The following is a 13872-nucleotide window of genomic DNA, read 5'->3' on the forward strand; positions in this document are numbered from 1 at the left end:
ATGGCGATTGTCAGCCTTTCCTACAAGTACCTCGAATGGCTCACCGGAACCGACAAGGAGACGATCCTCAAACGTATCCCGATGATTGGCTCCGAAATCGAACGCATCGAGGAGGACCACGTGGACGTCGAGTTCTTCCCCAACCGCCCCGATCTCTTTTCAGTCGAAGGCGCGGCGCGGGCGATGCGGGGATTTCTCGGTATTGAGACCGGCCTCCCGAAATATTCGGTAAAACCATCAGGCATAAAATTCACCATCGACCCGAAGCTGGCTGACATCCGGCCCTGCCTTGGCTCTGCGATCATCAGGAACGTTTCCTTCGATGACGAATCGATCCTCTCTATCATGGCGCTCCAGGAAGCGCTGCACTGGGCCGTGGGAAGGGGCCGGAGCAAGGTGGCAATCGGCATCCATGACCTCGATACCGTAATACCACCGTTCCATTATACAGCTTCCCCAAGGAGCAGGATGTTTGTCCCGCTCGATTTCACCAAGGAACTCACCCTTGATGGCATCCTTGCCGAGCATCCGAAGGGCAGGGACTACGCGAAAATTGTGAAAGACTTCTCGCTCTACCCCCTGATCACCGATGATGAGGATCACGTCTGCTCGTTCCCCCCAATCATCAACGGCGAACGGACCCGGGTGACGACAAAAACCAGGAACATCCTCCTTGATGTAACCGGTACCGATCAGCGTGCGGTCAATGTCGCGGCAAACATCATCTGTACCGCGATGGCTGAAGCCGGCGCGACCATCGAGAGCGTTGAGATAAACGGCGTCGCGACTCCCAGCCTCACTCCCACGGAACGCACGGTGAGTGTCCGCGAGTGCTGCGACCTTGTCGGTGTCGAACTGACCGCCCGGCAGATGGCAGAACTGCTCGAAAAGATGCGGTTTGGTGCAAAGCCGGTCGGGACGGACCGGGTACGGGTGCAGGTGCCCTGCTACCGGGCCGATATCATGCACGACTGGGACCTCTTTGAGGATGTCGCAATCGCCTACGGGTACGATAATTTCGACGTCCAGATCCCTCCGACGTTCTCCATCGGGAAGGAACACATGGCAACCATGGTCTCCGGCCAGGTCCGCACGATCCTCTCGGGGCTCGGGTACCTGGAGATGATGCCCTTTACGCTGACAAACGAGCGGGTGCTCTACGATTACCTGCAACGCCCCCGCTCGCCGCACGTGCTGCACCTCATGCACCCGATCAGCGAGGAGTATACAGTGGTGAGAACGGAGATCCTGCCACTCCTGTTAGAGATGCTCCAGGTCAACCGGCACCGCGAACTCCCGCAGCGGATCTTTGCGACCGGCGATGTTGTGGCCGATCTCCTGACCATGCAGCATCTTGCCACTGCAAGCACCCATCCGGCAGCAGACTTCTCTGAGGCATACGCCCATGCGGATGCAGTGCTCCGCGAGCTTGGCATCACCTATACCGTTCGTGAATCAAACGATGATGCGTTTATCGATGGCAGGAGGGCCGATATTATCGTCTCGGGAAAAAAGGTCGGTATATTTGGCGAGGTTCATCCCGCCGTGCTTGCCGCATTTGGACTGGAACACCCGGTCGTAGCATTCGAGCTCGATATCAGAGCCGCACCGGGATACCCCTCCCATTAAGATACTCTTTTACGTCGTGAACGGTGAACTCGCCGTAATGAAAGACGCTTGCCGCCAGGCAGGCGTCCGCTTTTCCATGGGTAAACCCGTCGTAGAAATGTTCGAGCGTCCCGACACCACCGCTTGCGATCACCGGGATGTTTGCTGATTCCGAGATCGCCCGGGTGATTGCAATGTCAAAACCGTTTTTTGTCCCGTCGGTTTCCATGCTGGTGAGGAGGATCTCCCCGGCGCCGCGTTCCTCGGCTTCCTTTGCCCAGCGCACTGCGTCGATCCCGGTCGGCTTGCTCCCGCCGTAGATCACCACCTCGTACCAGCAGGTCCGGCCATCCGCGAGTCTGACCGGGACCGCCGCCGCATTTTCGGTGAAATTCCGGCGGACATCCATGGCAACCACAATGCATTGCGTCCCGAATGACTCTGCCCCTTTCGTGATCAGTGACGGGTCGTGCACGGCAGCCGTGTTCAGGCTCACCTTGTCGGCGCCGGCCCTGAGGATCTGCTGGATATCGTCAAGCGACCGCAGGCCTCCCCCGACCGTGAGCGGCAGGAAGAGCCGGTCGGCCGCACGCTGGATCAGGTCGACGATGATGCCGCGTTTCTCTTTTGAGGCGGTGATGTCAAGGAACACCACTTCGTCGGCACCCTGTTCGTTGTAGCGCTCGGCCAGTTCCACCGGGTCGCCGGCGTCCCGGAGGCCCAGGAAATTTGTCCCTTTTACGACCCTGCCGTCCTTTAAGTCCAGACAGGGGATGATCCGTCTCGTGAGCACCATTTCATTCTTGTTTTCTCCTGCAAGGGCTATTTACCTATCTCAAAATCCGCCCTCCAGTCATCATTGTGCGGGGATTGTGCGGCGAAGTTTATTGTGCATTGGTCGCCCTAATGAATGGGTACGTAATGAACCGGCGCCTGCCATTTGCGGGAGCCCTAAAGGAGTTTTTTATGAGTACCGGGAAACTAAAAATTGACTGGGCGGCACAGTACATGCCAGTGCTTGCCTCGATTAGAAAACAGTTCGAGATGGACAAGCCTTTCAAGGGTATGACCATCGGCATGGCCCTCCATGTAGAAGCAAAGACAGCAAACCTTGTCCAGACCCTTGCCGCCGGAGGCGCAAAGGTCTACATCACCGGCTGCAACCCGCTCTCCACGCAGGATGATGTGGCAGAGGCCTTGAACGATGTAAAAAACGTCCACTGCTTCGCAAAGCGCGGGTGCACAGTCGAAGAGTATTACGCGGCAATCGAGCAGGTGCTCGACGCGGCGCCGTCCATTACCATCGATGACGGTATGGATCTCATCCACTACCTCCACACAAAACGCCGTGAACTGCTCAAGAAGGTGATCGGTGGCTGCGAAGAGACGACGACTGGTATCCACCGGCTCCGGGCAATGGCGGCGGATAAAAAACTCGAGTTCCCGGTCGTCGCGGTCAACGATACGCCGATGAAGCGGTTCTTTGACAACGTGCACGGGACCGGGGAGAGCGTGCTCGCATCGATCATGATCACAACGAACGCGCTTATTGCCGGCAAGTATTTCGTCGTTGCCGGGTACGGGTTCTGTGGACGGGGCCTTGCACGGAAAGCCCATGGGCTTGGCGCCAAGGTTGTGGTCACCGAGGTCGATCCGCGGAGGGCACTTGAGGCGCACATGGATGGCTACCATGTCATGACCATGGACCAGGCCGCGGAGATCGGCGACATCTTTGTCACGACCACCGGGAACATGAGCGTAATCGGGAAGAACCAGTTCGGGAAACTTAAACCCGGCGCGATCCTCGCAAATGCCGGCCACTTCAACGTGGAGATTGATATTGCGTGGCTTGCAAAACACGCGGACTCGACGGTCGAGCGTGACGGGATCATCACCTATTTCCTCAAAGGAAAACCGGTCCACATGCTCGCCGAGGGCCGGCTTGTCAACCTCGCGACACCAAAAGGCATGGGCCATCCCATTGAGGTCATGGACTTAAGCTTCGCGCTCCAGGCGCTCTGCACCCGGTACATCGCGGAGAACGGGGCGTCTCTCAAGGGAGGAGTCTATGAAGTCCCGCAGGAGATCGACGAGCAGGTCGCACAGCTCAAACTTGCATCGCTCGGGGTCTCCATCGACGAGCTGAGCGCGGCCCAGAAAAAATACCAGTGCAGCTGGGATATCGGGACCTGAAAAATCCTCCTTTTCAATCTGCTTTTTACGTCCGTTTTGGTGCAGCGTCGGGATTGTCGATACACCGACCCTATTCCCCCTGAAATTCGAGAGGTGGTCATGTCCCCGGTTTTTTGGGACACTCCTGGCTCCATTGTTCGCGGATAACGATCAATGCACCTGCGACAAAGAGAGGAACGGCAAGCCAGAATTGGCTGCCGAGAGGATCGGAAAAGACGAAAAGCGAGGCGATGCAGCCGATGAACGGCGCTGCCGCGTAAATGGCTCCCGCCCGTGCTGCACCCATGTCGCGCAGGGCTACAATAAACAGGATAAGCCCAAGGCCGTAGGAAAAGAACCCGGTGAGGAGGGCAAGTACGATCAGATCTGCACCCGGCAGGGGCTCCCCGAGCGCGATCACGAGCACCGCCGCGACGCTCCCCCCAAAGAGCACCTTGCACAGGGCGATCAGCCCGGGAGGGTACGCGGAGATATGCGCCATGCAGTTGTTGTCTATCCCCCAGAAAAATCCGGAGATAATGATACCGAGAGCCCCGAGGGAAAAACCAAGGATGCTCTCCCCGTTCCAGCCAAGAAGGATACTGCCGGCGAAGATGAGCATGAGGGCAAGACCGGTCTTTTTGTCTGCCGGTTCATGAAAGACCAGGAATGCGAGCAGCACGGTTGCGACGATCTCGAAATTCAGGAGAAGCGATGCCGTCGCAGCCGGGGTGACGGTGAGGGCGACGCACTGCACGACGGGTGCCACAAAACCTCCGACAACGACCGTTCCTGCCAGCAGGTACTTCTCCCTTCTGCCGGCACAGGGTTGCCCTGTCGTAAAACGAGGTCCGCTTACGGCCCGCCAGCACAGAACCCCGGCACCTGACCCTATCGCAAGGAGAGCGATGAGGAGCAGGGGTGGCATCCCGTCGACCAGAATCTTCAGCAGCGGTGTCGCAGTTCCGAAGAGTACAGTCGCGCACGCAAGGGCGATAATCGGTTTTGGCAGTTTACTGAGGTGCATATCGTACATAAATATCAGATTCGCACGGAAAACGTGCAGGGAGGGGGTCGGTTCATATACGTGGAGGCCCGGGCAGTTCAGCCTTCCCGGGCTGCGTAGAGATATTCCTGCGCGTACCCGCAGTATTCACTGAAGTGCTGCCGGGCAAACCTTCGTATTGTGTCGTACTCCCAGCCGGTCAGGGCGGAATCGTTTGAAAGTGTCGTGATGTAGTGTTCCCGCAGGATCCGTCGGATCCAGACGTCAACCGGGAACGCCTCGTACTTCTGGAACGCAAAGAGCAGGACGCAGTCAGCTGCTTTTGGACCAATACCGGAGAACTTCATCATCTGCCGGCGTGCCTCCTCGTATGGCAGTGCCGCAATGGTTTTTGCCCAGTCTTTTTCGGCCGCAACTTCGCAGGCCGTGTTAAACACGTACGGCGTGCGGTAGCCAAGTTTACAACCGGCCAGCATCGCTTCTTTTCCTGTGCAGGACAGTTTTGCCGGCTCGGGAAACGAGAAACGGACCGTGTCCTCACACCGGATCTCGTTCCCGAACTGCTGCGCGATGGTTGCGATCCGGCGCCGGATCATGGGGATGTTGGAGTTTGTGGCGCAGATATACGAGCAGAGGCACTCCCACGCGGGCTGCCGCACGAGGCGCAGGCCCCGGCACCGTTCGATTGCTTTGTGGATGAACGGGTCTCGGTCGATCGCTGCAAGAATTACTCCAAGATCGAGGTCAAGGGAGAAATAGTGCCGGATGAAGGTCTCGTCTGCGCCCTCGTACATGAGAGTTGCACCCTCCTGTCGGCACCGGATCACCCGGCTTCCTACAACCCCACACCACCAGCCGTCTGCGGCGCGATCCCAGCGGAAGACCTGTCCGCACCCGAGTGTCTGGTCAAGAGAGAACGGCTGGTCCTTATCGAGAGTAATCTGTGGCATGAGTACGATCCCGTAATAAAATATCTCCCTGCATCCCTTTGAGGATATCTTCGTTCGCGTACGGGCTTGGATCACCGGCTGGCGCGTTTGTATTTTGGGAAACAGGGAGTTGCATCGAAAAGCAAAACGGAACGGATAGTCTTTTAATATATCGATCAATAGTTCTTTTCATGGAATTAACAGAAACCCTTAGGAAATTTATCGAGGAAGGCGGGGACTGGGAGCGCAAACAGACGACGGTCGCCGGCGTCTCTATCATCCGGCTTCCTGCCATGAAAAACCGGCCTGCCTCCCTTGCGATCGATATCAACCCCGTCGGAGAGAACGGGCTTCCCATGAAAAAGAAGGGCATCATGGTGATGAATGCCACAGAGCTTGCGGCATTCCGGGCGGTCTTCAATAGTGACAAGATGGACGGCCTCATCGTGGCGCTCGAAGAGGTTCTTCCTGAACGCAAAACCTCGGCAAAATCCAAAAAAACGGATGTCGTGCAGTTATAATATAATCAGAAGAGCAGTCGAGATGACGGGTATCATTCTGAGTGATGAACATTAAATTACGTCCGATACTTCCTGTGGTTATTCTTATCTTTGTACTGGCCGGTGCCGGGTGCCTTGGCACCGGAACCCCGGCCGTCAATACGATGGCGCCTCCCGCGATGTTTGTCGATTATCACCGGTCCGGGGGCATTGACGGTGTTGATGACCGGCTGGTGATCTTTGACAACGGGGTGGCAGTCGTCTCCGGGAGATCCACCCGTAATGAACTATCCCTGAATGCAACCGATATTGCGCTCATCTCTGCGTTGTTTAACCAGTCTGATTTCTCGCAGCTCCAGGCTAACTATTCGGCGCCTCATGGATCTGCAGACGTGGTGACGTATACGATCAGTTATCATGGCAAGACGGTGACTGCCGCGGAAACTGCCATGCCACCCTCGCTCAAGACGGTAGTTGAAGAATTGGACCGGATCCTCCAGAGCGTCAGTACGCAGAAGTCCGCATATCCGACGCTGGGGATCACACGGTAATACCCGGCGGATCCGTTGATTTATGATTTATCCGAAAAAATTTTCTTTTGAGGACATCCTGAAGGGAGACCTCCGTTAATATACCTCCCGTAAGTCCGGCCAAAACCCGGGCAATCGTGTCTTCGCCCGGCGACTTTTATTCAGGGCGGTTCCAGCCGTCCCGACCTTATGCTGATTTTAAAAAAGAGATTATTCGTGTTTATACATGCATGACTGTACATCCTGTCCGAGTTTCCCGATTGCATCGGCGCGGCAGCGCTGGCAATGCCGCATCTGTTTGACATACTTTGAACAGGCGTCCTGCATCTTTCGTTTCATTTCGGGTGTAGGCGGGGTGATGTCGGCGAACTTGTACTGGGCAATCAGCGGGATGAGGTTGAAGGTATAGACTCCCATTTCACCGACTTTTTTTGCGATATCTACGATATGAGTGTCGTTGATGCCCGGGATATAGACCGTATTTACCTTGACGATCATGTGCCGTTCCACGGCCATCTCGATGCCCTTTAACTGCTGCGAGAGGAGCAGTTTTGCCGCCTCGATTCCTGTGTACCGTTTGCCCTTGTAATCGACAAACTGGTAGATCTTTGCCCCAATCTCCGGGTCGATTGCGTTGAGTGTGACCGTGATATTGCCGACATCGTACTTCTGGAGCAGATCGATCTTGTCCGGCAGGAGGAGGCCGTTTGTACTGATGCATTTGATAACTCCCGGGTACTCCTCATGGAGACGGCGGAGTGTCTCGAAGGTCTCCTCGTTTGCCAGCGGCTCACCGGGCCCGGCAATGCCGACGACCTTGATATAATCATATTTCTGGACGACTTTTTTTACCATGTCCATCGCTTCGTCAGGATTCAGTATCCGGGTGGTCACCCCGGGCCTGCTCTCGTTGACGCAGTCAAAATCCCGGATACAGTAGTTACACTGGATATTGCACTTCGGCGCCACGGGGATGTGACACCGCCCGAAGGCATGGCATGCCTTCTCTGAAAAACAAGGATGTTCCTGTATTTTTCGCATCTGTGCAGGGTCCCACTGGACTTTTTTCCCTGCCACCACTGCGGTCTGTATTTCGTCGGACATAGGCACTACTCTTTAAATGCGTTCTTCAGGTATAAATAAAGTTCAATCGGGGTAGTTTTTCATACCCGGCCGGTCCCGGTTCAGGATAAATACCGCCGGCCCGCTGAGGAGAAATCACCGTTGAGAGGTATCCTTCTCCTGAGGCAACTTCTGGAGAACTACCTGGGAAAAATCAGGATTTACAATATAGACCGGAAAAGCTCCGAAGATGGTCTTTTTTTCGACCTGATAAATCTGTGCTTCGAGCAGGAGTTCGGCGGCCCTGCACAGGGCGGACACCCCGGGAGCAGCCGCAGGCCGGCCGCTGTCCCCGGTAATCTCGATCTGGTGAAAGAGGCAATCAGTCTTGTCACGGGAGAACCGTGTGAGCAGGTCGCGGCTGGTGATGCCGTGGATATAGCGCATAATGAAGTAGAGGGTGACGATGACCACACCGATAGCAAGGAAAAAGTGGCCGAGTTCCCGGAACGCCGAGACCGAGAGGACATTGTTGAAGGTCATGCCCGGGAGAAGGATAATGGTCGAGACAATCCCGATGAGGGCAAGCGCCGCACCCAGAAGGAAAAGTAATGAGACCACGGATTCAGGGATCTTCTTGTTGATAAGGTGTTCCTTCATGCCAGAGACCTCGGAAAAGAACTCTATGGTGTAGGGTTCCAGTCTCCAGACAAGGAAATAGAAGAGGATAATGGCAGCCGACTGGAAGAGGATGATCCAAGTGTGGGACGGAGTGAGCATACCAGTCAATGCCATCTTGATCGCAAGGGCAATGTCGATAGTAAAGATGAGGGCAAACCCGTAAAAGAGCGGGCGGCAGTTGATAAAAAATGCATTGAGGAAGACCCGCGTGAACCGTTTTGTGCTCACGATGATGCCGGTCTCGCGGAGCCCGGCGAGGTACCGGGAGATATCGGTCTGTGGCAGGGGTGACTGCCGCAGGTTGTGGGGAATAAGGAGGGTGATAAAATAGATCATAAACAGGAAGAAACTGGCGGAAATAAAGAGCAGGGGATACATGGGGTTGTCGAAGAAAAAAAAGATATTAACGAGGATTGCCACGCCAAGGATGATGAGGGTGACCCTTCCCGGGGTGCCCGATGCGTAGAGGCGCCGGTGCCGCTCCCGCTCCTTATGAATCTCTGCCCAGAGCGTTTTGTGCAGGGTAGAAATTGTTCCTGAAGCTGTTGAGGGGTCCTTCTGTTCCACGGTGATCCTCCGGAGAGGCCGGATCAGGCCGTACTTCCCGGTGCGTTCCTTTATACTACCTATCAGAAAGGCAAGGGTATATTGTTTACCGGCGCATCCTAGATAAGAGCACCATGAAGAAATCAGAGAAACTCAAAGGCAAGGAGAAAGTGGCTGCACACAAGCGGCAGTACAAACTGGTGGGTGTTGTGGCGGTGGTCATTATTATCGCCATATGTGCGGTCGTATATGTCACAGTCTTCAATCCTTTTGTTGTTGCAGAAGTCGGGGATACGGTGAATGTCACCTACACCGGAATGTTCGAGAACAAGACGGTTTTTGATACGAATGTCAATAAGTCTCCGCTCACGTTTACGATAGGGTCGGGTAAACTGATCCCCGGTTTTGATGCCGCGGTGCGCGGGATGAAAAAGAATGAAGAAAAGACCGTGACGATCCCTTACGATCAGGCTTACGGTGCCTATAACCCGGCGCTCGTACAGATCATCCCCCAGAGCAAGTTCCCGGCAAACCAGACCATAGTCCCCGGTGAAAAATTCTATTTCCAGAGCTCGGTGGATGGCAGCGTGACCCAGGTAACCGTTGTCAATGTCACCAGTTTGGGAGTAACCGTGGATGCGAATTCCCCGCTTGCCGGTCAGAACCTCACATTTGACATTAAGATTGATTCCATCCAGAAGGGAAGTTCCGGCAGTACTGCGACAGGAACCTCCTGAAACTTTTTTTCATTCATTCTCAGTAACCCGCTCGGTTTTTTTTCCGGAATCTTCAGCTTGTGATCCATTCTTTTTTGAAAATCATCAGCAGCTGAGCCGGACATTTTCCGGAAAAGCCGGAAAATCTTTGTTAGTGTTTTAAAGCGGGCAACGGGTGGAAAGGGATGCCTTCCCCATCTCATCTGCGTGCAGGCATAGTACATACCCACCCTAATCCGGGCCCAAAATGGCCCCCGATCACCCTTTCCCGTTCCCAAAAGAAGCCCATTTCGGGCTCCGATTAAAATAACCCCAAATTGGGCTTATTTTTGAAATCGGACGAATTAAAACGGACCCGATAATGCGGTTCTTTTGGCAGATCTCATATGAAATTGCCACTTGGACGATCCGGAAAATGACCGCTGCCAGAACGCGAATACGGGGCACTAATGGGCATTATATGGGGTCCAATTTGGGCTTATTTTGGCTAATGGGGGCATATTTGAGCACGAAATTTTGAACAGGGGAATCGGGCGATATTACGTGCCCGGATTTACCAATGGGTGGGCATTCGGGGAGGATATTCTACGACGGTGAAAATTCAGGTGAGGTGGCATCCCTTCGCAGTTGAAAATCCACGCGAAGCACCGGTCGAAAAACTGGAATAATGATGGCACCCCCTTCACTTTGGGCTCAGGGGGTCCGGCTTTATTTTTTGCGGAGCGTGAAGTGGGGGGCGGGTGATCATGATGAGAGGCGGGGGCGATCTTTTTTGAAAATTGTCGGGTCGTTTTTTTTTCCGGAAAAAGCCGGGCACGGTTACTGAAATTTCTCAAAAAAGTTTAATGGCGTTACCGGCTTTTCCGGAAAATGTCCGGCTCAGCTGCTAAAGATTTTCAAAAATGAACGGATCGTGAACTGAAAATTCCGTAATCTTCAGCTCATGACCCGGACTTTTACGGAAATATTTGGCAAGGGCCGAGGGCTGCCGCACAAACCTGCCAGAAAACGATGGGCCCGACCGGATTCGAACCGGTGACCTCCGCCGTGTAAGGGCGACGTCATACCGCTAGACCACGAGCCCGACAACCTACTAATGTCAGATTGGAACCTATTAAAATTGTCGTGATGGCTTGCCGTGGGTGAGTGTGCCGAGATATCAGGAACACAGGATTGTTTTACACTATGAATCTGACTTACAAATAAAACTCAGTAATGCAACAGAAAAATAAAAAAGAGGTAAAAATTGGAGGTTTTTATTCCTTCTTGAGTTTGATATCGATGCCAAACTTTTCGGCGTTTTTATCTGCAATCGCCTGGATGGCTGCAAGCTCGGCATCCTGCCTCTTGGGCTTGAAGAGATGCCGGAACCGCTTCTGGGTCTTTAAGTATTCCTCAACAGGCTTCCTGACAACCTTTTTGACCTTGGTGACCGTGCCATCTACCATCTCGTAGTTGACCCAGAGACCGGTCTCGATGGCAAGTTTGGCGATGGCCATCGTCTGGTCGCCTTCAAATCCCCAGCCGGTGCAGCAGGGTGCATGGATCTGGACATAGGTCGGGCCGACCGTGTTTACCGCCTTTTCGATCTTCTGGATGAGATCGTTCGGGTAGGCAATAGAGGCTGTTGCCACGTACGGGGCACCGTGCGCCGCGAGGATCCGGGGCATGTCCTTTTTCGGGCGCTTGTTGCCGAAGGACTGCGAACCGGCAGGGCTTGTTGTTGTGCTGGCATCGTACGGGGTCGCGCCGGACCGCTGGATACCGGTGTTCATGTAGGCCTCGTTATCGTAGCAGATGTAGGTGATGTCGTGGCCGCGTTCGAACGCACCGCTGATGCAGAGCATCCCGATATCGAACGTCGCGCCGTCACCGGCGATCACGATGACCTTCTCTTTCCGGCCCTGTTTTTTGAGCGAGGACTCGATACCGGACGCGACTGCTGATGCGTTCTCGAAAAGCGAGTGGATCCACGGGACTTTCCAGGCGGTCTCGGGATATGGCGTTGAGAAGACTTCCATGCAGCCGGTCGATGAGACTACGATGGAATTCGTGCCCGCCGCCTTGAGCATGAGCCGGGCCGCAAGCGCCGCCCCGCATCCCCCGCAGGCCCGGTGCCCGCAGTCAAAGAGCTCGCAGGTTTTGTCTGCCATGATTTAGAGCACCTCCTTGCGCAGGCCGATAAACTGGTCGCCTTTGCCCTTCTCGGCAAGTGCGACAACTTCCCGGATATCCTTCTTCTGCACATCTCGTCCGCCGAGGCCGATAATGTAATCGTACACCGGGATACCGGACCCGTAGAGGGCGTCCTTGACCTCGAGCGCCACGGCACCTTTTGCGCCAAGCGAGATGTTCTTGTCGAGCACCGCGACATGCTTTGCGCCTTTGAGCGCCTTTGCCAGGTCTTCTGACGGGAATGGGCGGAAGACACGGATTTTAAGGAGGCCCACTTTCTTTCCTTCTTTCCGCAGTTCGTCTATCGTATCCTTGACCGTGCCGCAGATCGAACCCATCGCGACGATGACGGTCTCCGCATCCTCAAGCTGGTATCCCTCGACCATCGCGCTGTAGTCCCGGCCAAACATCTCTCCGAACTCTTTTCCTGCGGCATGGATCGCGGATTTTGCTTCTTTGAGTGCCTTATCGGTCTCGTACCGGAACTCGAGGTAGTACTCGGGTGTCGCGTACATGCCGAAGCTGATCGGATCGGCCGCATCAAGCCGCTCCGTTGGCGCATACTTCGGCAGGTACCGGTCAGCATCGGCCTGCGAGAGCATGTCCACCGGCTCGTAGGTGTGGGAGAGGATGAACCCGTCAAAGCAGACAAACGCGGGGAGCTGGACAGCGGGATTTTCTGCCACCCGGTAGGCGATATAGTGGAGATCGGTCGCCTCCTGGTTGTCCTCCGCGTAGAACTGGAGCCAGCCGGAGTCCCGCAGGGAGATCGAGTCCTGCTGGTCGTTCCAGATGGAGAGCGGTGCCCCGAGCGCACGGTTGGCGATCGTCATGATAATGGGCAGGCGCATCCCGGCGACGTTGAAGCAGACCTCGAACATCAGGGCAAGCCCCTGCGACGTGGTTGCGGAATACGTTCGGGACCCCGCTGCGCTTGCCCCGAGGCAGGCGGAGAGTGCGGAGAACTCGCTTTCGACCGTGATGTAGTCCGCGTCGAGTTTCCCGTTTGCCACCATCTCGGCGAGCGCCTCGACAATGTGCGTCTGGGGCGTGATCGGGTACGCGGCAACGACCTGCGGACGGCAGAGCCGGACCGCATCGGCAACAGCCATTGAGCCTTCGGTAATTTCAAGCATCTACTTCTCCTCCTGTTTCATTGCGATCGCATCCTTGGGGCACTCTTCTGCACACAGCCCGCATCCCTTGCAGTATGCATAATCAGGATCAAAGAAGCCCTCGGTGATACAGCCCTCGGGGCAGATGGTCTGGCACGTCCCGCACTTGGAGCACTGTTCGTGATCAAAGATCGGCTTGAAGACCCGCCACGACCCGGTCTTGTTGTCCCGGCCCTTTCCCGGGCGGGCACGGCACCCGACAGCAAGCGCCATTATGCCACCTCCGCCTTGACGTATTCAAATGCCTGGCGGGCCGCTTCGATATTTTTCTCAGCCAGTTCTTTTGGGAACCGGTGCATGAGCGCATTCTTGAGCGCATCGAACTTGATCTCGCCGGTCGCCGCGGCAAACGCACCCATAAGCGAGGTGTTGGTGATGGGAAGGCCGATCACCTTAAGAGCGATGGATGTCGCGTTGATGGTGATCAGTCTGACACCGTCAGGCACCTTGTAGTCCGGTGCCTTCTCGGTATTGACGATGACGATCCCGCCCTTTTTTACACCTGAAAAAACATTCACGTCCTTGATGAGCGTGCTGTCCTGCACGATGATATAGTCCGGCTCGTAGACCTGGCTGCGGAGTCTGACCTTACGGTCGTCAAACCGTACGAATGCCTGGACCGGAGCACCGCGCCGCTCGACCCCAAATGCCGGAAACGCCTGTGAAAAAACGCCTCCTTTAAATGCAGCAACAGCAATTAGTTCCGCAGCGGTGACCGATCCCTGGCCGCCCCTGCCGTGGATGCGTAGTTCTCTCAAAGGAAAAATCTCCC

14 protein-coding genes and 1 tRNA gene are annotated in these 13872 nt (G+C 55.3%); 5 read left to right on the forward strand and 10 right to left on the reverse strand.

Annotated features, from left to right (window positions below; genetic code table 11):
* Nucleotides 1–1629: a phenylalanine--tRNA ligase subunit beta gene (pheT, locus tag QZN75_RS06700; RefSeq protein WP_292426432.1), complete on the forward strand. Its 1629-nt coding sequence runs from the start codon at nt 1–3 to the stop codon at nt 1627–1629.
* Here pheT and hisF read toward each other — a convergent pair.
* Nucleotides 1598–2404, reverse strand: coding sequence for an imidazole glycerol phosphate synthase subunit HisF (gene hisF, locus QZN75_RS06705; RefSeq protein ID WP_292426434.1), 807 nt, complete (start codon nt 2402–2404; stop codon nt 1598–1600). The two genes, pheT and hisF, sit on opposite strands and share 32 nt — an antisense overlap.
* A gap of 170 nt (nt 2405–2574) precedes the next feature.
* Here hisF and QZN75_RS06710 point away from each other — a divergent pair, with 170 nt between their 5' ends.
* Nucleotides 2575–3801, forward strand: coding sequence for an adenosylhomocysteinase (locus tag QZN75_RS06710; protein ID WP_292426435.1), 1227 nt, complete (start codon nt 2575–2577; stop codon nt 3799–3801).
* Between the two features lie 97 nt (nt 3802–3898).
* Here QZN75_RS06710 and QZN75_RS06715 read toward each other — a convergent pair whose 3' ends face one another.
* A complete protein-coding gene (locus QZN75_RS06715) occupies nt 3899–4807 on the reverse strand; it encodes a DMT family transporter (protein WP_292426437.1) in 909 nt (302 codons plus the stop codon).
* A 77-nt stretch (nt 4808–4884) separates the two neighbouring features.
* A complete protein-coding gene (locus QZN75_RS06720; protein WP_292426439.1) occupies nt 4885–5736 on the reverse strand; it encodes a DNA-3-methyladenine glycosylase in 852 nt (283 codons plus the stop codon).
* A gap of 170 nt (nt 5737–5906) precedes the next feature.
* Between QZN75_RS06720 and QZN75_RS06725 the strand changes: the two genes are divergently transcribed.
* Nucleotides 5907–6236 (forward strand): hypothetical protein, encoded by a 330-nt coding sequence (locus tag QZN75_RS06725; protein WP_292426441.1) that lies wholly within the window; start codon nt 5907–5909, stop codon nt 6234–6236.
* 44 nt (nt 6237–6280) lie between these two features.
* Entirely contained in the window at nt 6281–6766 is a 486-nt protein-coding gene (locus QZN75_RS06730) for a protealysin inhibitor emfourin (RefSeq protein ID WP_292426443.1), read from the forward strand.
* 189 nt (nt 6767–6955) lie between these two features.
* On the opposite strand, the gene nifB is transcribed toward QZN75_RS06730, so the two are convergent.
* On the reverse strand, nt 6956–7849 hold the full coding sequence (gene nifB, locus QZN75_RS06735) for a nitrogenase cofactor biosynthesis protein NifB (RefSeq protein ID WP_292426445.1): 894 nt from the start codon (nt 7847–7849) through the stop codon (nt 6956–6958).
* 114 nt (nt 7850–7963) lie between these two features.
* Nucleotides 7964–9055, reverse strand: a complete 1092-nt coding sequence (locus QZN75_RS06740; RefSeq protein ID WP_292426447.1) for a hypothetical protein — start codon at nt 9053–9055, stop codon at nt 7964–7966.
* A 113-nt stretch (nt 9056–9168) separates the two neighbouring features.
* On the opposite strand from QZN75_RS06740, the gene QZN75_RS06745 reads away from it, so the two are divergent.
* Nucleotides 9169–9771 (forward strand): peptidylprolyl isomerase, encoded by a 603-nt coding sequence (locus QZN75_RS06745; RefSeq protein ID WP_292426449.1) that lies wholly within the window; start codon nt 9169–9171, stop codon nt 9769–9771.
* A gap of 991 nt (nt 9772–10762) precedes the next feature.
* On the opposite strand, the gene QZN75_RS06750 is transcribed toward QZN75_RS06745, so the two are convergent.
* The 5 genes from QZN75_RS06750 to QZN75_RS06770 all read right to left on the reverse strand — a co-directional run bounded on the left by QZN75_RS06750 (nt 10763) and on the right by QZN75_RS06770 (nt 13858).
* Nucleotides 10763–10834: transfer RNA gene (locus QZN75_RS06750), tRNA-Val, on the reverse strand.
* Between the two features lie 172 nt (nt 10835–11006).
* Nucleotides 11007–11903 (reverse strand): thiamine pyrophosphate-dependent enzyme, encoded by an 897-nt coding sequence (locus tag QZN75_RS06755; RefSeq protein ID WP_292426451.1) that lies wholly within the window; start codon nt 11901–11903, stop codon nt 11007–11009.
* 3 nt (nt 11904–11906) lie between these two features.
* The gene (gene porA / locus QZN75_RS06760; RefSeq protein ID WP_292426453.1) at nt 11907–13061 is read right to left on the reverse strand and encodes a pyruvate synthase subunit PorA; all 1155 of its coding nucleotides are present in this window, start codon (nt 13059–13061) and stop codon (nt 11907–11909) included.
* Nucleotides 13062–13313, reverse strand: a complete 252-nt coding sequence (locus QZN75_RS06765; RefSeq protein WP_292426455.1) for a 4Fe-4S binding protein — start codon at nt 13311–13313, stop codon at nt 13062–13064.
* Nucleotides 13313–13858: a pyruvate ferredoxin oxidoreductase subunit gamma gene (locus QZN75_RS06770; RefSeq protein WP_292426458.1), complete on the reverse strand. Its 546-nt coding sequence runs from the start codon at nt 13856–13858 to the stop codon at nt 13313–13315. Before QZN75_RS06770 ends, QZN75_RS06765 begins: the two co-directional genes overlap by 1 nt.
* Nucleotides 13859–13872: the final 14 nt, after the last annotated feature.

Source organism: Methanoregula sp. (assembly GCF_003170075.1).
Taxonomy (GTDB): Archaea; Halobacteriota; Methanomicrobia; order Methanomicrobiales; family Methanospirillaceae; genus Methanoregula.